A 23,119-nucleotide genomic window follows, 5' to 3' on the forward strand; every position below is an offset into this window, starting at 1 on the left:
CCCCGAGCGATGCGCGGGTTTCGTGTTTCTAGGTTCCCTTTCGTCGTCCCCGCGAACGGGGAACGGGCACGTGCGGCCCACCCCGGGACAGTCGTCACACATCCGTAACATCAGAGTCACCGATCCGTCCGCGAATCTCCACGCAGGCGTCACATCCCGGGACTAGCGCGCTTCTCGAAGTCGGCAGGGGGGTCCTGCGCCGACTGTCGGGGGCAGCCAGCCTTCGTCACGCACATTCGCGATATTCGACACGGGAGACGTCATGCGCCAGTTCCATCGCCTCGGGCACATCCTCATGGCCGGTTCGGCCGCCTTCGCGCTGTCGGGCTGCGACGGCGCATCCAGCGTCGCGTCGCCGGGCGAGGGCACCATCGTGCTGCCGGCCCCGACGCCGAGCAGCAGCCCGACCGGCACGCCGACCCCGACCGCCGGCACGCCGGCCACGAGCTGCCCAAGCGGCTTCAACGACGGTGGCGTCATCGGCAACTATCGCGCCTGCCGCCTGCCGAGCCTCATCACCGGCACGCTGAGCCTCGCGAAGGTCGCGGGCGTTGCCTATGAGATCAACGGCCGCGTCGACGTGGGCGTCGATGCGGGCGGTGTGGGCACGGGCACGCAAACGGGCCTGCTGAACATCGCAGCCGGCGTGCTGCTGTTCGCCAACACGACCAACGCCGACAACGATTTCCTGATCGTCAACCGCGGCAGCCGCATCAATGCGGAAGGCACCGAGACGCAGCCGATCATCTTCACCGCGCAGCAGAACCTGACCGGCGGCGTGACCGACGAGTCGCAGGGCCTGTGGGGCGGCGTGATCCTGGCCGGTCGCGCCCCGATCTCGAACTGCAACCTGTCGGGCGTCACCGGCGGTGCGGTGAACTGCGAGAACGTCGTCGAGGGCACGGGCAACGCGCTGTACGGCGGCGCCACCGCGAACGACACCAGCGGCACCTTCCGCTACGTCCAGATCCGCTATTCGGGCACGATCATCAGCCCGAACAACGAGCTGCAGGGCCTGACGCTGGGCGGCGTCGGTTCGGGCACGACGATCGACCATGTGCAGGTCCACAATTCGTCGGACGACGGCATCGAGGTGTTCGGTGGCCGCGTGAACATGCGCTACCTCGTCATGACCGGCGCGGACGACGACGGACTGGATACCGATGTGGGCTGGCAGGGCGCTGTGCAGTTCCTCATTGCCGCCCAGAAGCCGACCAACGGTCAGACCGACAACTATTCGACCGAGATCGACTCGAACGGCAACGAGGACGCGCTGCCGCGTCAGAAGTACGTGCTGTCCAACTTCACCTTCATCGACACCTCGACGGCGACCAACGCCGCGATCCGCATCCGCGGCGGTGCGGACGTGAAGATGGTCAACGGTATCGTTACGTCGCTGACGCCGTGCATGAACATCGTCGCGGGCGAGACGAGCACGACCGACAAGTCGACCGTGCGCGCCGCCAACAGCGCGCTGCAGGATGACGGCCCGCCGGTCTTCAATTCGATGTACTTCGCCTGCACCGGCAGCTTCGCCGCGACGACGACGGTCAATGGCATTACCGTGACCGCCGCCGAGCAGGAGGCACTGGTCGCCGCCGGCACTAACAACGTCATCAACGGCACGGCGGCCGGAGCACTCACCAACGGCATCTTCCCCGGCACCGCCGCGGCGGCGGTCGCGGCGTTCAACGCGGCATCGCTCAACCCGTCGGGATCGGCGTTCCTGGTGCAGACCAGCTACGTCGGCGCGGTCAGCGGCGCGAACGACACCTGGTTCCGCGGCTGGACCTGCAACTCCAACCGGGCGACCTTCGGCACGACCAGCGGCGCCTGCACCGGCCTGCCGAGCTGACGGCAGACCCGTCGGGGCGGCGGCGACCACGCCGCCGCCCCGGCAGCATTTCTCTCGACACCCGGAAAGCCGTTACCCATGAAGTCCTTCGCCGCCCTCTGCCTGGCCAGCAGCGCCCTCGTCGCGCCCGCTGCCATCGCCCAGACCGCCCCGCCGCCTGCATCGACGAGCAGCACGCCGCCCGCCGAAGCGACGCAGGACGCGCAGCCGGGCGCGCAGGCCGCCGCCGATGCGCCGCAGGAGGCGATCGAGGTTTCGGCACCGGGGCAGGGCGCGCTGGAGGATATCGTCGTCGTCGGCCGCAACATCCCCGACTTCGTGCGCTCGACGCCGCAGGTGGTGTCGGTGCTGTCGGCGGCGGATATCGCGCGCACGGGTGAAGGCGACATCGCCGGCGCGCTCCAGCGCGTGACCGGCCTGTCGGTGGTCGGCAACGGCTTCGTTTACGTCCGCGGCCTCGGCGACCGCTACTCCTCGTCGTTGCTGAACGGATCGCCGCTGCCGAGCCCGGAGCCGCTGCGCCGCGTCGTTCCGCTCGACATCTTCCCGACCAACGTCATCGCCTCCAGCCTCGTCCAGAAGAGCTATTCGGCGAACTATGCGGGCGAATTCGGTGGCGGCGTCATCAACCTGACGACGCTGGCCGTGCCGAAGAACAGCTTCGTGCAAGTCGGCGGCGGGATCAGCGCCGATACCTTCACGACCAGCAATCTCGGCTATGTCTACGACGGCGGTCGCTACGACACGATCGGCTATGATTCGGGCGAGCGCACCGTGCCCGGCTTCATCAAGCAGGCCGGCATCGGCGGTACGTCGGTGACCAACAACGCCGACCTGATCTCCCTGTCGAACGCGCCGACGACGCTGCTGCTCGCGAACAATCACATTCCGCCCAACTGGTCGGGCGACATGAGCTTCGGCACGTCGGTCGACGTCGGCAGCGTGCGCTTGGGCCTGATCGGCGCCGGCGGTATCCAGAACGGCTGGCGCACGCGCGCCGCGACGCAGCAGGTCACCGACGCGGCATCGGCGGCGCTGGTGCGCGATTTCCAGACCGTGCTGACCGACAATCGCGTGATCGTGAACGGCCTGCTGGGTGTCGGTGCCGAATTCGGCGAGCACAAGATCCGCTTCACCAACCTCTACATCCACGACACGCTGAAGCAGGGGCGGCTCGCCCGCGGCAGCACCAGCAACATCGGCGTGCTGGCCGGCGGCATCCAGCCGTTCATCGAACAGAACACCAACTGGTTCGAGCGCGAGCTGTTCGACAGCCAGCTGGTCGGCGAGTTCAAGTTCAACGACCTGACGGTCGATCTGCGCGGCAGCTATGCCAAGACGCAGCGCAATTCGCCGTACGAGCGTGCCTTCACCTATCAATACTCGACGCAGGCGCGCGATTACGTGAACCGCCTGTCGGGGCTGGAGGGCGCGAGCGTCAACTTCTCCGAGCTGGACGAGCGGCTGTGGTCGGGACAGGCCGATCTCGGCTACACGCTCGGGCTCGATCGTCCGATCGTGTTGCAGGCCGGCTATTACTACAGCGACACGCAGCGCGATTCGACGCGCTACACCTTCCGCTACCAGCTGCCCGGCGCGGTCGCGCTGAACTTCGCGGCAGCCCAGCAGCGGCCCGATTTCCTGCTGTCCGATTCGACGATCCAGCGCTTCGGCATCATCCTGCAGAACACCTCCACTTCGCTCGGCGCTGCGGCCTATGACGCGTCGCTGCACATCCATGCCGGCTACGGCCAGGCGGAGGGCGAGATCACCGACGGGCTGCGCGCCACCACCGGCGTGCGCTACGAAACGGCGGACGAGCGGGTGAACATCACCGGCAGCACGCGGCCGACGCGGCTGAACAACGATTACTGGCTGCCCGCGGTCACGCTGACCTGGAACTTTGCCTCCGACCAGCAGCTGCGTCTGCATGGTTCGAAGACGCTGGCCCGCCCGCAGTTCCGCGAGCTGGCGCCGCAGATATATCAGGATTTCGAAAGCGATCGTCAGTTCTTCGGCAACCCGTTCCTGATCGACTCGCAGCTGTATAACGGCGAAGCGCGCTACGAATGGTTCTTCGCGCGCGACCAGCGCGTGACGCTTGCCGGCTTCTACAAGCGGATCAACAATCCGATCGAGGCGGTGGCGTTCTTCCCGGCCGGCACCGATGCGCTTCAGACCGGTTTCGCCAACGCCCCGCGCGCCAGCCTGTACGGTGCCGAGGTCGAGGTGCAGAAGTATTTCGCGCTCGACCGTCTGTTCGACAGCGCCTTCTTCGCGTCGCGTCGGATCATCGCGATTGCCAACTACACCTACACGCATTCGCGCGTGTCGGCGGGCAACCAGCTGGTGTCGAGCCCGATCCAGTCGCTCAACGGGCCGCCAAGCCTGCAGCGTGCGAACCTGATCTTCCGCGACGGCGCGCCGCTGGTCGGCCAGTCGGATCACCTCGTCAATCTGCAGCTTGGCATCGAGGACAAGGAAAGCCTGAGCCAGCTCACCTTCCTGTTCAATTATGCCAGCGAGCGCGTGACGAACCGCGGGCCGGTCTCAGCCGGCGGCGGCATCCGCCTGCCCGACCTGAAGGAACGGCCCGGCGTACGCTTCGACATCGTCGCGCGGCAGGGCTTCGAGGTCGCCGGCGGCGAGTTTGAGGTTAAGTTCGAGGCCCGCAACCTGACCAAGACGCGCTATCAGGAGTTCCAGGACTTCGGCGACGGCAAGCGCGTGGACGTCAACACCTACGACGTGGGCCGGGTCTTCTCACTGAGCGCCAGCGCGAAGTTCTGAGCGGCGGTGTCCGGACTCGAGGCGGGCGCTTCCAACCGATGTAATTAGCCGTGCTCCCGCGCAGGCGGGGAGCCTAAGGTTACGGGCGACAACGCTCCTGGCTCTGGGCTCCCGCCTGCGCGGGAGCCCTAGCCGTTTACATAGCTTATAGGGACGGCGGCGAGGCAGGCATTGGGCTCACCGGGGCCAGACGCGCTCGCGATACCATTTGGTTATGACGTACTTCACGCCCGCACGCACCTTCATGCCGTGGTGGAGCGTCGAGGGGTTGGCGCGGCCGTCGGGGCGGACGTTGCTCCAGGCGAGCATCTTGCCCATCTCGGGCTGCATGATCTTGTCGATCACCTTGAACCGCGTGGCGCCGCCCGATTCGACGTCGTTGAGGTAGATCATGACCGTCCAGGTCCGCTGCCCGGATACCGAGCAATATTGCGCGAATTCGGCACCCTGCGGCTCGAAATAATCGGTGTGCGCCTTGAACTCCTGACCCACGCCATAGCGCTGACCCTGCATCGGCTCGCCGTGCGCGGAATAGAGGCCGGTCGCCTCGCTGATCCGCTGGTCGACCATCGACACGATGGGATCGTTGTCGGGCAGGTCGCAGGTTTCGCTGGTGCGGAAGGCGTTGTCGCCGTTGGCGTCGGCGATGGTCGAGGGGCGACGGTTCGCCTCGATCTGCGCGACGATCGCGGCGCAGGTGTCGGCATCGAGGAAGTTCTTGCGCACGAACAGGTCGAGCTTCGTGCTCGGCACCCGCTGCACGCCGCCATAGGCGGTCAGCGCATCGATGACGGTCTGGGGAGGGAAGCCCGAACCCGGGGCGGGCTGGACCAGATACTCTGCTGCTTGCTGAACGGCCATGTATGATTACTGCACCAACGCAGCTTTCGAGCGCAAGCCTGTTCGCGCGTGACTGCTTGGCCTTGATCGCACGCGAAACCCCGGCTAAGCGCGCCCCTCGCGTGGCGATCGTAGTTCAATTGGTTAGAGCGTCGGCTTGTGATGCCGGATGTTGCGGGTTCAAGTCCCGTCGGTCGCCCCATTTTTCCCTCGCGCGTTTCGGGCTGGTCAAATCCCGCCTGAAAGAATATTGCGCGGCCCAGACATTTCGTTTCAGCCGCACGAGGTAGCGATGAGCGCCGTTTGGGACCTGGCCGATTTCGACGCACATGAAGGCGTCCATCATTTCCATGACACAAAGAGCGGGCTGACCGCTGTTGTCGCGGTCCATTCGACCGCGCTCGGACCGGCGGCGGGCGGCGTGCGCTTCTGGCACTATGCCAGCGGCGATGCGGCGATCACCGACGCGTTGCGTCTGTCGCGCGGCATGAGCTACAAGAATGCGATGGCCGGCCTGCCGCTGGGCGGCGGCAAGGGTGTCGTGCTGGCGAGCGAGCCGGGCGCGGTCATCACCGAGGCACAGCTGATCGCGTTCGGCGATGCGGTCGAATCGCTCGGCGGGCGCTACGTCACTGCCGAGGACGTTGGCATGTCCGAAGAGCGCATGGGCGTCATCGCCACGCGCACGCGCCACGTCTCGGGTCTGCCGGTCGCGGCGGGCGGGGCAGGGGGCGATCCCGGGCCGTTCACCGCGATGGGCATCTATCTGGGCGTCAAGGCCGCCGCGAAGCGTGCGCTCGGCACCGACGACATGCAGGGCGTCCACGTCGCTATCCAGGGCGTCGGCAGCGTCGGCGGCGGTCTCGCTCGCCTGCTGGCGAAGGACGGCGCGAAGCTGACGCTGGCCGATGTGAACGGCGACCGAGCGAAGGCGCTGGCCGAGCAGCTGGGCGCCGAGGTTACCGCGACCGACGCAGTATTGGCGACGGCGTGCGACATCGTCAGCCCGAACGCGCTCGGCGCGATCCTCGACGAGGCCTCGATCGCCGCGCTCGACTGCAAGGCGGTCGCGGGCGGCGCGAACAACCAGTTGAAGGAGGCGCGCCACGGCGCCCTACTGGCCGAGCGCGGCATCCTGTACGCGCCCGATTACGTCATCAACGCCGGCGGCATCATCAACGTCGGACTGGAATATCTCGGCCAGGGCGATCGTGCCGAGGTCGAGTCGCGTATCGCCAAGATTCCCGAGCGGCTGGTCGAGGTGTGGGACGAGGCGGATCGCACCGGCCGCCCGTCGAGCGACGTCGCCGATTCGATCGCGCGGCGACTGATCGGGCGCGCCTAGAACCCGCTTGCGCCGTAATGGCGCTTCAGATCGGTAAGCAACCGGTCGAGCATGCACGCCTTCACCAGCGCCCGCGTCGCGTTGCGCGACATGCAGTCGAGTAGCGTCCCGCACAAACCAGGGTCGATCGCGGCGAGGCCGAAGCCCTGCCGCAGGGTGCATTGCCGGGTCCGCGTCGCGCGGTCGGTCCGCGTCGCCATCTTCGCGCGATAGGTCCGTCGTGCCGTGACGGTCAGGTCGCCATCCGCCGATGCCGTGGCGGGCCTGTCCGGCGGCTGGAATTCGAACTCCATCGTCAGATTGCCCCGATAGGCGGCGGGGGCTGCACCCGGCACGGTTGTCGCCTGCAGCATCAGCACGGCGAGCAGCGCGGTCATCGCCCGCCGAACGTCCGGATCAGCCGCAACCCGAGATGATCGATCCCCGGATTCTGTTCGTTGAAGATCTGCCGGTGGCTGAAATGCTCCCATGATAGCTCGGCCGCCCAGCGCCGGTCGATGCGCACCCCGATCGAGGCGTTCGGATTGAACAGCACCTGCGACCCGAACGACACACGGCGCAGATAGATGTCGTAACGCCGCCGCGCCTCGTCGCGCGCGATGCCGGGTTCGAACGGGTCGGGGGTGAAGCGATAGCCGTCGTGGACGGTGATACCGATGCCGACCTGACCATAGATGCGGCGCTTCAGGATATGCTGGCGCCACTCCGCCCCCAGGCTGGCGAAGCTGGTACGACCCTCCAGACTGATCTGTGCCTTGGCGGTGAGGCGCGGCTTCAGCAGGAATTTGAGCGGGGCGCTGCGATAGAGCAGCAGTGCATCGGTGGTGCCGTCCTCCTCCTGATCCTCGAGCACGACGCCCGCCGGTCGCGCGGGAAAGGTCAGCTTGCTGCCCAAGGGATGAAAGTTCGCGCCGTGACGATACACGCCGACGCCGATCTCGTAGCCCGCCTGCGCTGCCGCCGGCGTGCAGACGAGCAGCATCGCTGCGCCGAGGACGCCCTTTTTACCCACCATCATCGCTATTCCCGCCCAAAGGCCGTCGCGCGGCCAATATTTTTGATGTAAGTTGACAAAGAATTTCTGTCAAACAGAAAGAATATGATGTCGGATACCTATTCATTGCCGCCGCGCAAGGCACGGATCTGCCGGATCGCGGGGGCGGTGTTCTGGTTCTGCGCGGCTTGCTCGCTCCTTACGACGATCAGCGTTGCGATCGTGCCCGGACCAGTCTTCAATTGCGTGAACGGACCGTGTCGATGGACCATTCAGCCGGCGCGACTGCTCGACGACGATGAGCGGGCGGCGGTGACCGCTACGCCCGTCAAGGAAGCGCGGTTCGATGCCTATGTCGCGCGACCCACGACTCGCTTCGGCCTGCTGGGAATCGCGATAGTCCAGAAGGGGCCGTTCGCGCTGCTGCTCCTCGGCGTGGGGGTGGCGCTACGCCGACTAGGTGCGGATCACGGCCATCCGCTTGCGGATGCGCTGCCCTGGCTGCGCCGGGCCTCGATCGCCGCGATGCTCACAGCGATTTCGAGCTTGATCGGCGACAGCCTGATGCAGTCGCTTCTGTCGATCGGCACGCCCGGGGGGCCGCACTGGATCGTCTCCGTCGATCTGCTTCCGATCGCGACCGCCATGATGCTGGCGGTCGCCGCCTATGCGACTGTCTGGGGGCTGGAGGCCGGGGTGCAGGCACAGCGCGATTTGGCGGAGATCGTCTGATCCCTGTCATCGTCAACCTCGACGTCGTACTGGCGCAGCGCAAGGTCCGCTCGAAGGAGTTGGCTGAGGCGATCGGCATCACCGAATCGAACCTGTCCCTCCTCAAATCGGGCAAGGTGAAGGGCGTGCGCTTCTCCACGCTTGCCGCCATCTGCCGCTATCTCGAGTGCGAGCCCGGCGACATCCTCGCCTATCAGCCATCGGACGACGATCTGCGCGCCGAGGAATGACGCAGGCGGAGGGTGCATTCCCCTTAACGCGCCCGTAAAAATCGATTAGTGGCGCGCGCAGCCGTGCCCAGCATCCATGCCCTCGCAAACCCTGCGCGTTTCCTGAAGATCGCGCGCCCGCTGACGCCGATCCTGTTCTGGGTCGGCGCGGCGCTGATCGCGATCGGCGCCTGGGCGGGCCTAACGCAGACGCCGCCCGACTATCTGCAGGGGGAGAGCGTCCGCATCCTCTATATCCATGTGCCGACCGCGTGGCTGGGGATGGGGGGGTGGTCCAGCCTCGCCATCGCCAGCATCGCCTATCTGGTCTGGCGCCATCCGCTCGCCGACGTCGCTGCGCGCGCGATCGCGCTGCCGGGGGCGATGTTCGCGTTTCTGTGCCTCGCCACCGGCTCGATCTGGGGGCGTCCGACGTGGGGAACGTGGTGGCAGTGGGACGGGCGGCTGACGTCGATGCTGCTGCTGTTCTTCGTTTACCTCGCCTATATCGCGCTCGCCCGGGCGGATGGGGAGCGTGGCGGCGACGGGCGGGTGCCGGCGCTGTTCGGCGTGGCGGGCACGGTGCTGCTGCCGATCATCCGTTACTCGGTGGTGTGGTGGAACACGCTGCATCAGGGGCCGAGCATCACCTTGGCGGGGTCCAGCATCGACGGTGCGATCCTGTGGCCACTGGGCTTCACGCTTTCCGGGTTCAGCCTCGTCTTCGGCGCGATCGTATTGATGCGGATGCGGACGATGCTGGCGGTGCAGCGGGTCGAGGCGCGGATGCGGCGGATGGGGGCGGCGGCATGAACGCGTGGCCGTTCGTCCTCGCCGCCTGGGGGCTGACGGTCGGCGCGACCGCGCTTGCCTCGCTCTGGTCCTTTGCCGCGATGCGCCGCGCCGAACGCGCCGCCGACGCGCTGACCCGGCGATGAAGGCGAAGCACCAGCGGCTCACCCTCGTCCTGCTCGCGCTCGCCGCGGTGGTGGGGGCGGGGCTGCTCGCGCTGTCGGCGCTGAAGGATCAGGCGGCGTTCTTCTATTCCCCCAGCGACATTATCCGCGACGCGCCCGTGCCCGGCCAGCGCATCCGGCTGGGCGGCATGGTCGCGGCCGGATCGGTCGCGCGGGCAGCCGATGGCGTGACGACGCGCTTCACCGTCACCGACAACGCCCGCACCGTGCCGGTCACCTATCGTGGCATCGTCCCCGACCTGTTCCGCGAGGGATCGGGCGTGGTGGCGGAAGGCGCGCTGGCGGCGGGCGGCGTGTTCGTCGCCGACACGATCCTCGCCAAGCACGACGAACGCTACATGCCGCCGCAGGTCGCCGGCAAGATGCACAAGACCGAGACGCTGGAGCGATGAGGGGGCCAAGCCACTCACCGTCACCCCGGACTTGTTCCGGGGTCCACCGCTGTGCGTACGCCACCATCGCTGCGTTTGCGGAACGGTGGACCCCGGAACACGTCCGGGGTGACGAAGCCGTCCGGATGGCCGCATGATCGCCGAGGCCGGCCTCGCCGCGCTGTGGCTCGCCGCGGCGATGGCGCTGTTGCAGCTGGTGACGGCGGCGATCGCGCTGCGCACCGGGCGGGACGATGTCGCCGCGATGATCCGCCCGGTGGCGGTCGTCGGTGGCGCGCTGGGGCTGGTCGCTTTCCTCTGCCTCGTGTTCGTGTTCGCGCGGAGCGACATGTCGGTGCTGCTCGTCACGCAGAATAGCCATTCGGCCAAGCCGATGCTCTACAAGGTCGCCGCCGCGTGGGGAAATCATGAGGGGTCGATGCTGCTGTGGGTGATGGTGCTGGGCATCGCCGGCGCCGGCATCGCGCTGTTCGAACGGCGGCTCGATCCGCGCACGCTGACCGCGACGCTGGGCGCGCAGGGGCTGATCGCGCTCGGCTTCTTCGCCTTCCTGCTCCTCGCGTCGAACCCGTTCGCGCGGGTCGATCCGGCGCCGGTCGACGGCAACGGCCTGAACCCGCTGTTGCAGGATCCCGGCCTCGCCTTCCATCCGCCCACGCTCTACTTCGGCTATGTCGGCCTGTCGGTGGCGTTCAGCTTCGCGGTCGGTGCGCTCGTGACGCGCGACGTCGGGCCGGCATTCGCGAAGGCGATGCGGCCATGGGTGCTGGTCGCGTGGATATTCCTGACGATCGGCATCACCGCGGGCAGCTACTGGGCCTATTATGAGCTCGGCTGGGGCGGCTGGTGGTTTTGGGACCCGGTCGAGAACGCCTCGCTGATGCCGTGGCTGGCCGCGACCGCGCTGCTCCATTCGGTGACCGTGCTGGCGACGCGCGACGGGCTGCGCGCATGGACGATCATGCTGGCGGTGGTCGCCTTCTCGATGAGCATGGTCGGCACCTTCCTCGTCCGGTCGGGCATCCTCACCTCGGTCCACGCCTTTGCGGTGGACCCTGCGCGGGGCAGCTTCATCCTAGCACTGCTGGCACTCTACATCGGCGGCGCGCTGCTGCTGTTCGCGCTCCGCATCGGCACGGTGAAGGCCGGCACGACGTTCGAGCCGTTGAGCCGCGAGGGCGCGCTGGTGCTCAACAACCTGCTGCTGAGCGTGATCCTCGGCGTCGTGCTGATCGGCACGCTCTATCCGATCGTCGCGGCGGGGGCGGGGGTGCAGCTGTCGATCGGCCCGCCTTTCTTCAACGCGGCGACCGGGCCGGTCGCGCTCGCCATGATGGTCGCGCTGGTCGCCGGGCCGCTGATCCGCTGGCGGCGCGACAGCTGGGATGCGCTGGCCAACCGCCTGATCGTGCCGATCGGCGCGGCGATGCTGGCGCTGGGGGCGCTGGTCGTGTTCTCGGGCCGCATCGGCGTGTTGCCGTTCGCGGGACTCGTCGTCGCGGTCGGCGTCGCGGTCGGCAGCATCGCGCCGCTGTGGAAGCGCAACCTGCGCCGCACGCCGCTCATCATCTGGGGCATGGTGATCGCGCATCTGGGCGCCGCCGTCAGCCTGTTCGGCATGGCGAGCGACAGCGCGTTCACGAAGGAAGTGCTGGTCGCCGCACGGCCCGGCCAGACGGTGGCGGTCGGGCCGTTTCGCGTCGCGTTTGACGGGATCAGCCCGGCGATCGGCCCGAACTGGTCGGCGCTGGAGGGGCGGCTGACCGCGCGGCGTGGCGATGGCGCGCCGTTCGCGATGCGGCCGCAGCAGCGCTTCTTCGCCAACCCGCCGACGACGACCAACGAGGCGGCGATCGCGACCCGGATCGACGGGCAGCTCTACGTCGTGCTGGGTGCGCAGGGTGAGGGCGGCACGTGGCAGCTGCGGCTGTGGTGGAAGCCGTTCGTGACGCTGATCTGGCTGGGCGGCGGCATGATCGCGCTGGGCGGCGCGCTGGCGCTGGTCGGTCGCGTGTGGCGTGCGGGACGCGGCGAGCGGGCCGAGCGGCGGGCGGCGCGGTTCGGATGAGGCGCTGGCTGATCTGGGTGCCGCTGGCGGCCTTTGCGGTCGTGCTGTGGGTGGCGGCGTCGCAGCTGAACGCGCCCGCCGACCGTAGCGTGAAGTCCGCGCTGGTCGGCAAGCCGCTGCCCGCCTTCACCCTGCCACCGATGGTGCCGGGCAAGCCCGGCCTCGACGCGCGCGATTTCCGCGACGGGCAGCCGCGCCTCCTGAACGTCTTCGCCAGCTGGTGCGTGCCCTGCGCGATCGAGGCGCCGCAGCTCGACGCGCTGCGCCGTGGCGGCGCTCGCATCGACGCGGTCGCGATCCGCGACAAGGGCGGCGACGTGCAACGCTTCCTGTCGCGCCATGGCGATCCCTATCAGCGGATAGGTAACGACCCCGCCAGTGCGGTACAGCTCGCGCTCGGTTCGGCCGGCGTGCCGGAGACGTTCGTGATCGACGGGCGCGGCATCATCGTCGCGCAGCACATCGGGGACATCCGCGCCGACGACGTGCCCGTCATCCTTGCCGAACTGGAGAAGGCGCGATGAGGGCGCTCGCCATCCTCCTGCTGTTCGCCGCACCGGCGGCGGCGCAGCCCGCGCGCTATGCCGACACGCAGCTCGCCGATCCCGCACAGGAGCGGCAGGCGAAGGCGCTGATGGAGACGTTGCGCTGCCTCGTCTGTCAGGGCCAGTCGATCGCCGACAGCGATGCCGACATGGCCGCCGACATGCGCGCGCTGGTGCGGCAGCGTATCGCGCGCGGGGAGGAGCCGTCGGCGATCCGCGCGTGGCTGATCGAGCGCTATGGCGATTACGTCACCTACGACCCGCCATTCAGCGCGCTCACCGCACCATTGTGGCTGGCGCCGATCGTGCTGCTCGGCATCGGGCTGCTGGTCGCGCGGGCGAGTTTCCGGCGAAGGGCGCGCTGATGGGCTGGGTGTTCCTCGCGATACTGGCGGCGGGGGCGTTCTTCGGTGCGCGCGCGCTCGGCCTGCCGCGCCATCTCGGCACCTTCGTACTTGCCGCGCTGACGCTCGGTGCCGCCGGCTATGCGCTGCAGGCACGGCCGGGTCTGCCGGCATCGCCCGCGCAGCCGTCCGCCGAGGCGGTCACCGTCGATCCGGGCCTGAGCGAGCTGCGGCTGGATATGTTCGGCCGGCATACGCAGGCGGAGTCGCTGTTTTTCGCGTCCGATGCGCTGATCCGCAGCGGCTCGCCCAAAAGCGCGGTAGCGCTGCTGCTGGGTGGCGTGAACCGCTATCCGACCGATCCGGCGATCTGGACGGGGCTGGGCGGCGCCTATGTCGCGAGCGACGGCGGCGTGGTTTCGCCCGCCGCGCGGCTGGCATTCGGTCGGGCGATGCAGCTGGCGCCGGAGCATCCGGCACCGCCGTTCTTCCTCGGCGTCGCGCTGGTGAAGGCGGGTGAGTTCCGGGAGGCCCGCGCGTTGTGGGAGCGCGCGTTCCGCCTGTCGCCCGATCTCGCGTTCCGCGCGCAGATCAACGAACGGCTGGCGTTGCTCGAGCGCTTCCTCGCCAGTCCTGCCGGTCGCGACGCGCGATAACCGTCGTGTCCCGGCGAACCGGGACACGCGGTGGAGTTTACTGGCCCCGGCCGGTTTCGGCCTGCAGCTCGTCGATCCGCTTCGACGCGTCCGCCTTGGTCAGCGTATCGTCGAACGTCTCGCCGGCCTCTTCGGACAGCGTCTTGAGATAGCTCGCCTGTGCGCCCGTCATCGCCTCGCCGCCGGTGGTCCAGTCGTCGGGGTTCTTCTCGGCATTGCCGGTCGGATGGTCTTTCGGATTGTCGGTCATCGTGAAATTCCTTTCGCGATGACCAACTCGCCTGTTCCTTATCCGTTCCACGCTTGATAGGGGAGGTCGAGATCGTCGGCGACCGCCTTGTAGGCGATCTTGCCGCCGAACACGTTCAGCCCCGCCGCCAGATGCGGATCGGCGCGCATCGCCGCTTCGGCGCCCAGATTGGCGAGCTTCAGCGCGAACGGCAGCGTCGCGTTGTTGAGCGCGAACGCCGACGTGCGCGCGACCGCGCCGGGCATGTTGGCGACGCAGTAATGGATCACGCCGTCCACCTCGAACACCGGATCCTGATGCGTCGTCGCATGGCTGGTTTCGAAACAGCCGCCCTGATCGATCGCGATGTCGACCAGCACCGACCCGCGCTTCATCGTCTTCACCATCTCGCGCGTGACCAGCTTGGGCGCGGCCGCCCCGGGCACCAGCACCGCGCCGATGACGAGATGAGCTTGCTTCACCGCAGCCGCGATCGCCGCCTTCGACGCATAGGCGGTCTTGATCTGCGAGCTGAAGAACATGTCCAGTTCGGCCAGCCGGTCGTTGTTGATGTCGTAGATGGTGACGTCGGCGCGCATGCCGACGGCCATCTGCGCCGCGTTCACGCCCGAGACGCCGCCGCCCAGGATCGCGACCTTCGCCGGCGCGACACCGGGCACACCGCCCAGCAATACGCCGCGACCGCCCTGTTCCTTCTCCAGATAATGCGCGCCGACCTGCACCGACATGCGGCCGGCGACCTCCGACATCGGCTTCAGCAGCGGCAGCCCGCCGCGCGCCGCCGTCACCGTCTCGTACGCGATGCAGGTCGCGCCGGACTTCATCAGCCCCTCCGCCTGCGGCTTGTCGGCGGCGAGGTGGAGGTAAGTGAAGAGCGTGTGGCGCGGCTCCAGCATGGCGATCTCGCCCGCCTGCGGCTCCTTCACCTTCACGATCATGTCGGCGGCGGCGAACACCTCGGCCGCGGTGCCGACGATGCGCGCGCCGACGCCGGTATAATCGGCATCGTCGAAATCGATGCCGGCACCGGCCTGCGTCTCGACGATCACCTCGTGACCGGCGGCAACCAGTTCGGCGACCGAGGGCGGGGTCAGCCCCACGCGATATTCGTGGTTCTTGATTTCCTTGGGGACACCGATGCGCATGGTCGCTCTCCTGATTTGATTATCCTGACCATAACGCATGAGATGGCGGGAAATCCCTGCAAAGTCGCACGCGTCGGGTGCTGCTGCGAGCATGGATTCGCCGGTTGCGAGGCGATATGCCTATAATCCATGCACACTGATCGAATCGACACCGCCATCCTGCGCATCGTCGCCGCGGACGCGCGCGCCTCGGTGAGCCAGATCGCGGCGCGCGTCGGCCTGTCGCAGTCGGCTTGCACGCGGCGCATCCAGGCGCTGGAGGCGGGCGGGGCGATCCGCGGCTATGCGGCGCGACTCGGGCGGCGTGCGCTGGGGTTCAAGGTGCTGGCGATCGTCGACATCACGCTCGGCACGCAGGCGGAGGAGGATCTGGCGACCTTCGAACGCGCGGTCGGGGCGATCGACGGCATCACCCACTGCGCGCTGGTGTCGGGCAATCAGGACTATCGGTTGCAGGTGCTGTGCCGCGACCTCGACGACTACGAGCGCATCCACCGCGAGCATCTCGGGCGCCTGCCGGGCGTGGTGACGATCGCCAGCAGTTTCGTACTGCGCGAGGTGCCGACTCGCGGGGAGGCGGATGCGATGTTCGGGACGGGGACGTAATGCGCCGAAGTAAAGACACTTCCGCAACACCCACGCCCCGATCGCCCCGTCGCGGTACGGCCCCGAGTCGCCCCGTTGCGGGGCGTTTCGCACAGTGCTAGGCGCGCCGCTTCCATGCCAAGAGAGGCGCGTTTGGTCGTTATGATGACCGTTACTGCCCGTACCCAGGCTCAGGGTTCCCGCCGGTGAGCGATACGCTCCCCGCCGATCCCCTCTCCCACGACAGCGACGTTCCCGGTCACACCCATGCGAAGCAGGGCGTGGCCCGGCTCGCGGTCGGGGCGATCGGCGTCGTCTATGGCGACATCGGCACCAGCCCGCTCTACGCGATGAAGGAAGTCTTCGTCGGGCATCATCCGCTCGCGGTCGATCAACTGCACATCTTCGGCGTCGTCAGCCTGATGTTCTGGTCGCTGATGCTGATCGTGACGTTGAAATACGTGCTGCTGATCCTGCGCGCCGACAACAATGGCGAGGGCGGCAGTCTCGCGCTGCTGGCGATGATCCAGCGGCATACCGGCGGGGGCCCGGGCAAGCGCTGGGGGCCCAGCCTCGTTCTCCTGGGCGTGCTCGCGACCGCGCTGTTCTTCGGCGACTGCATGATTACGCCGGCCATCTCCGTGCTGTCGGCGGTCGAGGGTCTGTCGACGATCGAACAGGGTTTCGAAAGCTGGGTGCTGCCGATCTCGATCGGCATTCTCGTCGCGCTGTTCTACCTGCAATCGGTCGGCACGGCGAAGGTCGGCCGGCTGTTCGGGCCGATCATGCTCATCTACTTCACGACGCTCGCCGTGCTCGGCGTCGTCAACATCGCCGCCCGCCCCGAGATTTTTCAGGCATTAAGCCCGGTGTGGGCGTTCCGCTTCGCCGCGCTCGATCCCGTGCTCGCCTTTCTGGCGCTCGGTTCGGTCGTGTTGTGCGTCACCGGGGCGGAGGCGCTCTACGCCGACATGGGCCATTTCGGCCGCCTTCCGATCCAGCTCGCCTGGGGCTTTCCGGTGCTGCCCGCGCTGATGCTCAACTATCTGGGGCAGGGAGCACTGCTGCTGTCGAACCCGGCGGCGGCGGAGAACCCGTTCTTCTTCATGGCCAGCGACGACTTCCGCCTGCCGCTCGTCATCCTGTCGACGATGGCGACCGTCATCGCCAGCCAGGCGGTCATCACCGGTGCCTTCTCGGTGGTGCAGCAGGCGGTGCAGCTGGGGCTGATGCCGCGCATCCGCATCGAACACACCTCCGCGTCCGAAGCCGGGCAGATCTATATTCCCTCGGTCAACTGGGCGCTGCTGACGATGGTCATGCTGCTGATCCTGGGGTTCAAGGAATCGTCGAACCTCGCCGCCGCCTACGGCATCGCGGTGACGGGCACGATGTTCATTACCACTTGCATGATGGGCGTACTTTTCCGCCGCGTGTGGAACTGGCCGCTGTGGCTGGTCGCCGGGTTCGTCGGCATCTTCGTCGCGATCGACGGGCTGTACTTCGCATCGAACCTGACGAAGGTACCCGACGGCGGCTGGTTCCCGCTGCTGGTCGGCATCGTCGTCTTCATCCTGCTGACCAGTTGGGCGCGCGGCCGCGCGCTGATGATCGAGCGGCTGGCCGAGGCCGCGATGCCGATCAAGGTGTTCATCCAGTCCGCGGCCAACTCCGCCGCGCGCGTGCCCGGCACCGCGGTGTTCATGACCTCGGCGGCGGACGGCGTGCCGCACGCGCTGCTCCACAATCTGAAGCATAACAAGGTCATCCACGAGCGCGTCATCCTGTTGACCGTGAAGATCGCCGACGTGCCGTTCGTGCCGGATCAGTACCGGGTGAAGCAGGACGATCTGGGGCAGGGCTTCCACCGCATGATCCTGAAGTTCGGCTTCATGCAGGAACCCGACGTACCCGCCGCCCTGAAGCTCGCCCACCGCTGCGGCGGCGAGTTCCGGATGATGGAGACGAGCTTCTTCCTCGCCCGCCAGACGTTGTTGCCCTCCGAGAAGCCGGGCATGGCGTTGTGGCGCGAACACCTGTTCGCCTGGATGCTGCGCAACGCCGAAAGCGCGATGGAGTTCTTCCGCCTGCCGACCAATCGCGTGGTCGAACTCGGCAGCCAGGTCGAGATCTGAGCGGTGATCGTGCGGGGCGCCTGATGTCGCAGCCGATCCACGTCCTGCATCTCCACGGGCGCTTCTCTCGCTCCGGCAGTGGCCTGCGCTCCGCCCGGTTGATGTCCGCTTTCGGTGACATGGCGCGACACACCATCGTGTCGGTGTCGCCCGACGACCTCGGCGCGCGTGAAGCAATCGCGGCCGGCATCGCATACGAGATCGCGCAGAACCCGCCGCCGCTGACCGGCAGCCCCTCGGTCGCCCGCTTCGAGGCGATCGCCAAATACATGCGCCGCTTCGACCTCGTCCTGACCTATGGCTGGGATGCGATCGACGGCGTGATGGCCCGCCGTGTCTTCCCGAAGGACGCGCCGCCGCTCGTCCACCACGAGGACGGCTTCGGCCCGGACGAAGCGGTTCGGCTCAGTCGGAAACGCAACTATTACCGCCGCTTCGCGCTCTCCGCGGCGCACGCGCTCGCGGTCCCGAGCGAAGCGCTGGAGCGGATCGCGCTCGACGTCTGGAAACAGCCGCGCGCCAAGGTCCACCGCATTGCCGGCGGCATTCCGACCCTGCGCTACGCCGAACGCTGCGATCCCAGGGCCATCCCCGGCTTCACCCGCCGCAAGGGCGAGATCGTCATCGGCGCGGTCGGGCCGCTGACCGCCGACAAGGACATTCCCCTGCTGGTCCGCGCGGTTGGCGGTGTGTCGGGCAAGGTCCGCCTAATCATCGTCGGCGAAGGACCCGAGCAGACCGCGATCGAGGATCAGGTCGAGGCGATGTTCATGGAGGATCAGGTGGTGATGCCCGGCCATCTCCCCGATCCCGCGCGCTACATGGGCCTGTTCGACATCTTCGCGCTGTCCTCGCGCACGGAGCAGCAGCCGGTCGCGGTGATGGAGGCGATGGCGGCGGGGTTGCCTATCGTGTCGCCTCCGGTGGGTGACGTTCCGCTGATGGTCAGCGAGGAGAACCGCCCGTTCCTGACCGAGGATCGCTATGAGGTGACGCTGCGCGACCGGCTGAAGTGGCTCGCCGACAGCGCGGAACAGCGGCGTTGGGTGGGGCAGCAGAATCAGGCGCGCGCGCGGACGATGTTCGATGAAAGCGCGATGGTGACCGGCTACGCGCGATTGTACGAGGATGCTCTGGGCCGGCCCGGTGCGCTTCTGCCGATCCTGTAAGGACTTATTTCTCGCGTTCGGCGGGAATGCGGCTTATTGGCGGCAAACTGAGTGTTTTGCGGAGGCGATGTGTTCAAGGGCCTGACCCCGATTGTCTATGGTGGCCGAGAGGTCTGGCCCCTTGTCGAAGGCGGCAAGGGAGTCGCGGCGACCAACCACGCATCGGCGGGCGCTTGGGCGGCGGCGGGCGGCATCGGCACCGTGTCCGCGGTGAACGCCGACAGCTACGATCCCGAGGGCAAGATCATCCCGCAGGTCTATAGCGCGCTGACGCGCCGCGACCGGCACGAGGAGCTGATCGCCTACGCCATCGAAGGCGCGGTGCAGCAGGTGAAGCGCGCTTGGGACATCGCGGGCGGCAAGGGCGCGATCAATATCAACGTGCTGTGGGAAATGGGCGGCGCCCAGCGCATCCTGCACGGCGTGTTGGAGCGCACCCGCGGCCTGGTGTCCGGCGTGACCTGTGGTGCCGGCATGCCCTATAAGCTGTCCGAGATCACCGCGTCCTACGGCGTCAGCTATTTGCCTATCGTCAGCTCCGGCCGCGCCTTCCGCGCGCTGTGGAAGCGCGCCTATTCGAAGGCGGCGGAGTGGCTGGCGGCGGTCGTCTACGAGGATCCGTGGCTGGCGGGCGGGCACAACGGCCTGTCGAACGCCGAGGACCCGCTGGCGCCGCAGGACCCGTACCCGCGCGTCAAGGAGTTGCGCGAGGTGATGCGCGAGGGCGGCATCTCCGACGAAGTGCCGATCGTGATGGCGGGCGGCGTCTGGTACCTGCGCGACTGGAGCGACTGGATCGACAATCCCGAGCTGGGCCGCATCGCCTTCCAGTTCGGCACGCGCCCGCTGCTGACGCAGGAGAGCCCGATCCCCGAGGGGTGGAAGGCCAAGCTGATGGACGTCGAGCCCGGCGACGTGCTGCTCCACCGTTTCTCGCCGACTGGCTTCTATTCCAGCGCGGTGCGCAATCCGTTTCTGCGCCAGCTGGAGGCGCGGTCGGAGCGGCAGATCGCCTTCTCCACACAGGAGGCGGGCGATCATACCCATCAGCTCGACGTGGGCGTGAAGGGCAAGAACTTCTGGGTGACCCGCAACGACCTGCTGCGCGCGCGCGAATGGTTCGGGCTGGGCTTCACCGATGCGCTGAAGACGCCGGACAACACGCTTGTCTTCGTGACGCCGGAGGAAAAGGGCGTGATCCGCAAGGACCAGTCCGACTGCATGGGCTGCCTCAGCCAGTGCAGCTTCTCGTCGTGGGCGGATACCGAGACGAACTCGACCGGACGGCTTGCCGATCCGCGCAGTTTCTGCATCCAGAAGACGTTGCAGGATATCGCGCATGGTGGCGATACCGATCGCAACCTGATGTTCGCCGGCCATGCCGCGTACAACTTCCGCAAGGATCCGTTCTATTCGAACGGCTTCGTGCCGACCGTCAAGCAGCTGGTCGATCGCATCCTGACGGGCGATTGAACCGGCCGACACGGTTGGTCGATCTATTTGCCGCCACCGGTGTCACCGACCAGCGCGGTTTCGATCGCGGTGAACGGGCGGCGGAGCGTTTCCGCCGCTATCACTGCGAGCACGCCCGCGGCGGCGGTGCCGGCGGCGGCGACCGCCATCCACTGGAAATGACGAGCGAAGCGGGTGCTTCGCGCCGCCACCGATGCGGCGCGTGGTCCCTTGCGGTGATCGGCGGCGTGAGCGGCGATGACTTCTTCGGCCCGTATCGCGTGCGCGTTCACCAGCGCGGGAATGTCGATCACGTCCTGTGTGCGCAATCCGCAGTCGTTGCCATCGACCCAGACGGTGCGGGCGACGACAATCTGGCTGGCGCGGCGAATCTCGATATAGGCGCCGCGCTGGGGCGGGCAGGTGACCGAGATCTTCATCCCGTGCGCCGATACATTCTCGATGGCCACGTCCTGCCAGCCGCTGGCGGTCTTCATCCGTGCGGTGATCTTGATCGTTCGACGTGGCTCACGCTGCTTCACTTGACGCTGATTTCCGACCTGATCGCACCGGCGGAAGCGCCGAGGCTTGGTCAAAATTCATTAGGCCCAAGGCGTTACCAAGCGGTTGCTTGTCGCACAAATCCACGGCCGTGTAGACGCTATGCCCAGCCCTCAAGTACCTGATCTGGCGGACGGATGCCGTCGGTCCAGGCGCGGATGTTGGCGACGACGCGCTCCCCCATCGCCAGCCGCCCCTCATAGGTCGCCGATCCCATGTGCGGCAGCATGACGACGCCGGGCAGGGCGAGCAGCCGCGGGTCGATCACGGGTTCGTGCTGCCACACGTCGAGCCCGGCGCCGGCGAGTCGTCCCCCCTCCAGCGCGGTGACAAGCGCATCCTCATCCAGGATGCCGCCGCGGCTGGCGTTGATGAGATAGGCGGACGGCTTCATCAGCGCGATCCGACGCGCGTCGATCAAATTTTCACTGTCGGCGTTGCGCGGCGTGTGCAGCGTGACGATGTCGACCGTGCGCAGCAGGTCGTCGAGGTCGGCGTGATACTCTGCGCCCAACTCGGCCTCGACGGTCGGCGGCAGGCGGTTGCGATTGTGATAGTGGATCGACAGGCCGAACGCGCGCGCGCGGCGTGCGACCGCGCTGCCGATCCGGCCCATGCCGACGATCCCCAGCGCCTTGCCGCCGATGCGGTGGCCCAGCATCCCGCCGGGCGACCAGCCATCCCAAGCGCCCGACCGCACCAGCTTCTCGCCCTCCGCCAGCCGGCGCGGCACGCTCAGGATCAGCGCCATGGTCATGTCGGCGGTATCTTCGGTCAGCACGCCCGGCGTGTTGGTGACGATGATCCGCCGCGCGCGCGCCGCCTTCAAGTCGATGTGATTCACGCCCGCGCCATAGTTGGCGATCAGCTTCAGTCGATCGCCCGCGCCTGCGATCAGATCGGCGTCGATCGTGTCGGTCACGGTCGGCACCAGCACGTCGCAGTCCGCCATCGCGCGTGCCAGCGCGTCGCGATCCATCGGCACGTCGCCGTGGTTCAGCTCCGCGTCGAACAGCGCCGACAGCCGTGCCATCACCGCGTCGGGCAGTTCGCGCGTGACGATCACGCGGGGGCGGGCGGGGCGCGGGGCGTCGGCCATGCATCCGGCTTGAAGCGCCGCGCCGTCCCAGTCAACGGTTGAAGCCGGGCGCTCCCCACCGCTACATGGGCGTGCGAAGGGAAATTGTGATGCGTTGGATGGCGGCGACGATCGGAACGGCGGCGGCGGTGGGGCTCGCTCTGCCGGTGACGGACGCCGCGGCGCAGGGGCGCAAGACGCCCTATTACGCCTCGATTTCCGCCGGCAAGGCGCGGATGCGCACCGGCCCCGGCCGCAACTACCCCGCCAGCTGGCTATACGTCCGCGCCGGCCTGCCGCTCAAGATCGTCGCCATCTTCAAGGAATGGCGCAAGGTCGAGGATCCGGGCGGCGAACAGGGCTGGATGCAGGCGAACCTGCTGACCGAGACGCGCACCGCTATCGTCGTCGACACGATCGTTGCGCTACGCGACACGCCCCGCCCGGCCGGCCGCGTCCAGTATCGCGCCGAACCGGGCGTCGTCGGGCGGTTGAGCCAGTGCGACGCCGGCTGGTGCCGCCTCGACGTGAAGGGGCGCAGCGGCTTCGTCGAGGCGATCCACCTATGGGGTGTCGATGCCGGCGAGACGCTGCCGTAAGGAGAGATCACGATGCTGCATCACGTCTCACTCGGTACCGTCGACCTCGCTCGTGCTCGCGCGTTCTATGATCCGGTGATGGCCGCGCTGGGTCTTCGACTGACCCTCGATGTCGAAGAGGCGGCAGGCTACGGCGCGGGCATCACCGTCTTCAGCCTCAACCTCCCGACGAACGGCAAACCGGCGACGGTCGGAAATGGAAGTCACGTTGCCTTCGAAGTCGAGAAGCGCGCCGCCGTGGATGCGTTCTTCGAAATCGCCTTGGCGAACGGCGGTAGGGGCGGCGGGCCGCCGGGTCTTCGGCCGGAATATGACGCGAATTACTATGCTGCCTTCGTTCTCGATCCTGACGGCAACAAGATCGAGGCGCTCACCTTCGCAGCGAGCTAGAAGCTATT

25 protein-coding genes and 1 tRNA gene are annotated in these 23,119 nt (G+C 67.6%); 19 read left to right on the forward strand and 7 right to left on the reverse strand.

Going from position 1 to position 23,119, the window contains the following annotated elements; genetic code table 11:
* Window positions 1-262: 262 nt before the first annotated feature.
* Together ACX40P_RS06325 and ACX40P_RS06330 are read left to right on the forward strand one after the other, a co-directional pair.
* A complete protein-coding gene (locus tag ACX40P_RS06325; RefSeq protein WP_459125479.1) occupies window positions 263-1,855 on the forward strand; it encodes a hypothetical protein in 1,593 nt (530 codons plus the stop codon).
* A gap of 78 nt (window positions 1,856-1,933) precedes the next feature.
* Window positions 1,934-4,645: a TonB-dependent receptor domain-containing protein gene (locus ACX40P_RS06330; RefSeq protein ID WP_459125480.1), complete on the forward strand. Its 2,712-nt coding sequence runs from the start codon at window positions 1,934-1,936 to the stop codon at window positions 4,643-4,645.
* A gap of 177 nt (window positions 4,646-4,822) precedes the next feature.
* Here ACX40P_RS06330 and ACX40P_RS06335 read toward each other — a convergent pair whose 3' ends face one another.
* A complete protein-coding gene (locus ACX40P_RS06335; protein ID WP_459125481.1) occupies window positions 4,823-5,506 on the reverse strand; it encodes a prolyl hydroxylase family protein in 684 nt (227 codons plus the stop codon).
* A gap of 104 nt (window positions 5,507-5,610) precedes the next feature.
* On the opposite strand from ACX40P_RS06335, the gene ACX40P_RS06340 reads away from it, so the two are divergent.
* Window positions 5,611-5,687 (forward strand) — tRNA-His (locus ACX40P_RS06340).
* 90 nt (window positions 5,688-5,777) lie between these two features.
* The gene (locus tag ACX40P_RS06345) at window positions 5,778-6,830 is read left to right on the forward strand and encodes a Leu/Phe/Val dehydrogenase (protein ID WP_459125482.1); all 1,053 of its coding nucleotides are present in this window, start codon (window positions 5,778-5,780) and stop codon (window positions 6,828-6,830) included.
* On the opposite strand, the gene ACX40P_RS06350 is transcribed toward ACX40P_RS06345, so the two are convergent.
* A complete protein-coding gene (locus ACX40P_RS06350; protein WP_459125483.1) occupies window positions 6,827-7,207 on the reverse strand; it encodes a hypothetical protein in 381 nt (126 codons plus the stop codon). The genes ACX40P_RS06345 and ACX40P_RS06350 overlap by 4 nt on opposite strands.
* On the reverse strand, window positions 7,204-7,848 hold the full coding sequence (locus tag ACX40P_RS06355) for an acyloxyacyl hydrolase (protein ID WP_459125484.1): 645 nt from the start codon (window positions 7,846-7,848) through the stop codon (window positions 7,204-7,206). The genes ACX40P_RS06350 and ACX40P_RS06355 overlap by 4 nt, the downstream gene beginning before the upstream one ends.
* Window positions 7,849-7,932: 84 nt before the next feature.
* Between ACX40P_RS06355 and ACX40P_RS06360 the strand changes: the two genes are divergently transcribed.
* From ACX40P_RS06360 to ACX40P_RS06400, 9 genes are all read left to right on the forward strand, one after another.
* On the forward strand, window positions 7,933-8,556 hold the full coding sequence (locus ACX40P_RS06360; protein WP_459125485.1) for a hypothetical protein: 624 nt from the start codon (window positions 7,933-7,935) through the stop codon (window positions 8,554-8,556).
* Window positions 8,557-8,564: 8 nt separating this feature from the next.
* Window positions 8,565-8,786 (forward strand): helix-turn-helix domain-containing protein, encoded by a 222-nt coding sequence (locus tag ACX40P_RS06365; protein ID WP_459126020.1) that lies wholly within the window; start codon window positions 8,565-8,567, stop codon window positions 8,784-8,786.
* Window positions 8,787-8,849: 63 nt separating this feature from the next.
* Window positions 8,850-9,578, forward strand: a complete 729-nt coding sequence (ccmC, locus tag ACX40P_RS06370) for a heme ABC transporter permease CcmC (RefSeq protein WP_459126021.1) — start codon at window positions 8,850-8,852, stop codon at window positions 9,576-9,578.
* Entirely contained in the window at window positions 9,575-9,703 is a 129-nt protein-coding gene (locus tag ACX40P_RS06375; RefSeq protein WP_459125486.1) for a hypothetical protein, read from the forward strand. Before ccmC ends, ACX40P_RS06375 begins: the two co-directional genes overlap by 4 nt.
* Window positions 9,700-10,134 carry a cytochrome c maturation protein CcmE gene (gene ccmE / locus ACX40P_RS06380; protein WP_459125487.1) on the forward strand — a complete coding sequence of 145 codons (435 nt, stop codon included), beginning with the start codon at window positions 9,700-9,702 and terminating at the stop codon, window positions 10,132-10,134. Before ACX40P_RS06375 ends, ccmE begins: the two co-directional genes overlap by 4 nt.
* A gap of 133 nt (window positions 10,135-10,267) precedes the next feature.
* Window positions 10,268-12,202, forward strand: a complete 1,935-nt coding sequence (locus tag ACX40P_RS06385) for a heme lyase CcmF/NrfE family subunit (protein WP_459125488.1) — start codon at window positions 10,268-10,270, stop codon at window positions 12,200-12,202.
* A complete protein-coding gene (locus tag ACX40P_RS06390) occupies window positions 12,199-12,726 on the forward strand; it encodes a redoxin family protein (protein WP_459125489.1) in 528 nt (175 codons plus the stop codon). The genes ACX40P_RS06385 and ACX40P_RS06390 overlap by 4 nt, the downstream gene beginning before the upstream one ends.
* On the forward strand, window positions 12,723-13,112 hold the full coding sequence (locus ACX40P_RS06395; protein ID WP_459125490.1) for a cytochrome c-type biogenesis protein: 390 nt from the start codon (window positions 12,723-12,725) through the stop codon (window positions 13,110-13,112). Before ACX40P_RS06390 ends, ACX40P_RS06395 begins: the two co-directional genes overlap by 4 nt.
* Window positions 13,112-13,747 carry a tetratricopeptide repeat protein gene (locus ACX40P_RS06400; RefSeq protein WP_459125491.1) on the forward strand — a complete coding sequence of 212 codons (636 nt, stop codon included), beginning with the start codon at window positions 13,112-13,114 and terminating at the stop codon, window positions 13,745-13,747. The genes ACX40P_RS06395 and ACX40P_RS06400 overlap by 1 nt, the downstream gene beginning before the upstream one ends.
* Before the next feature lie 37 nt (window positions 13,748-13,784).
* Here the strand turns inward: ACX40P_RS06400 and ACX40P_RS06405 are convergent, their stop codons facing one another.
* Both ACX40P_RS06405 and ald read right to left on the reverse strand, forming a co-directional pair.
* The gene (locus ACX40P_RS06405) at window positions 13,785-13,997 is read right to left on the reverse strand and encodes a DUF3072 domain-containing protein (RefSeq protein WP_459125492.1); all 213 of its coding nucleotides are present in this window, start codon (window positions 13,995-13,997) and stop codon (window positions 13,785-13,787) included.
* A 38-nt stretch (window positions 13,998-14,035) separates the two neighbouring features.
* Window positions 14,036-15,142, reverse strand: coding sequence for an alanine dehydrogenase (gene ald / locus ACX40P_RS06410; protein ID WP_459125493.1), 1,107 nt, complete (start codon window positions 15,140-15,142; stop codon window positions 14,036-14,038).
* Window positions 15,143-15,271: 129 nt separating this feature from the next.
* Here ald and ACX40P_RS06415 point away from each other — a divergent pair, with 129 nt between their 5' ends.
* The 4 genes from ACX40P_RS06415 (at window position 15,272) to ACX40P_RS06430 (ending at window position 20,504) form a co-directional block, all read left to right on the forward strand.
* On the forward strand, window positions 15,272-15,748 hold the full coding sequence (locus ACX40P_RS06415; protein WP_459125494.1) for an Lrp/AsnC family transcriptional regulator: 477 nt from the start codon (window positions 15,272-15,274) through the stop codon (window positions 15,746-15,748).
* A gap of 185 nt (window positions 15,749-15,933) precedes the next feature.
* Window positions 15,934-17,862 carry a potassium transporter Kup gene (locus ACX40P_RS06420; protein WP_459125495.1) on the forward strand — a complete coding sequence of 643 codons (1,929 nt, stop codon included), beginning with the start codon at window positions 15,934-15,936 and terminating at the stop codon, window positions 17,860-17,862.
* Window positions 17,863-17,885: 23 nt separating this feature from the next.
* Window positions 17,886-19,031, forward strand: coding sequence for a glycosyltransferase family 4 protein (locus tag ACX40P_RS06425; RefSeq protein ID WP_459125496.1), 1,146 nt, complete (start codon window positions 17,886-17,888; stop codon window positions 19,029-19,031).
* Window positions 19,032-19,100: 69 nt separating this feature from the next.
* Complete coding sequence (locus ACX40P_RS06430; RefSeq protein ID WP_459125497.1) at window positions 19,101-20,504, forward strand: NAD(P)H-dependent flavin oxidoreductase; 1,404 nt, start codon at window positions 19,101-19,103, stop codon at window positions 20,502-20,504.
* Window positions 20,505-20,527: 23 nt separating this feature from the next.
* On the opposite strand, the gene ACX40P_RS06435 is transcribed toward ACX40P_RS06430, so the two are convergent.
* Both ACX40P_RS06435 and ACX40P_RS06440 read right to left on the reverse strand, forming a co-directional pair.
* The gene (locus tag ACX40P_RS06435) at window positions 20,528-21,025 is read right to left on the reverse strand and encodes a PilZ domain-containing protein (protein ID WP_459125498.1); all 498 of its coding nucleotides are present in this window, start codon (window positions 21,023-21,025) and stop codon (window positions 20,528-20,530) included.
* Window positions 21,026-21,144: 119 nt separating this feature from the next.
* Window positions 21,145-22,143, reverse strand: a complete 999-nt coding sequence (locus ACX40P_RS06440; RefSeq protein ID WP_459125499.1) for a 2-hydroxyacid dehydrogenase — start codon at window positions 22,141-22,143, stop codon at window positions 21,145-21,147.
* 89 nt (window positions 22,144-22,232) lie between these two features.
* Between ACX40P_RS06440 and ACX40P_RS06445 the strand changes: the two genes are divergently transcribed.
* Window positions 22,233-22,721 carry an SH3 domain-containing protein gene (locus ACX40P_RS06445; RefSeq protein ID WP_459125500.1) on the forward strand — a complete coding sequence of 163 codons (489 nt, stop codon included), beginning with the start codon at window positions 22,233-22,235 and terminating at the stop codon, window positions 22,719-22,721.
* 12 nt (window positions 22,722-22,733) lie between these two features.
* Complete coding sequence (locus tag ACX40P_RS06450) at window positions 22,734-23,111, forward strand: VOC family protein (protein ID WP_459125501.1); 378 nt, start codon at window positions 22,734-22,736, stop codon at window positions 23,109-23,111.
* Window positions 23,112-23,119: the final 8 nt, after the last annotated feature.

It is taken from the genome of Sphingomonas sp. RS2018 (assembly GCF_054489605.1).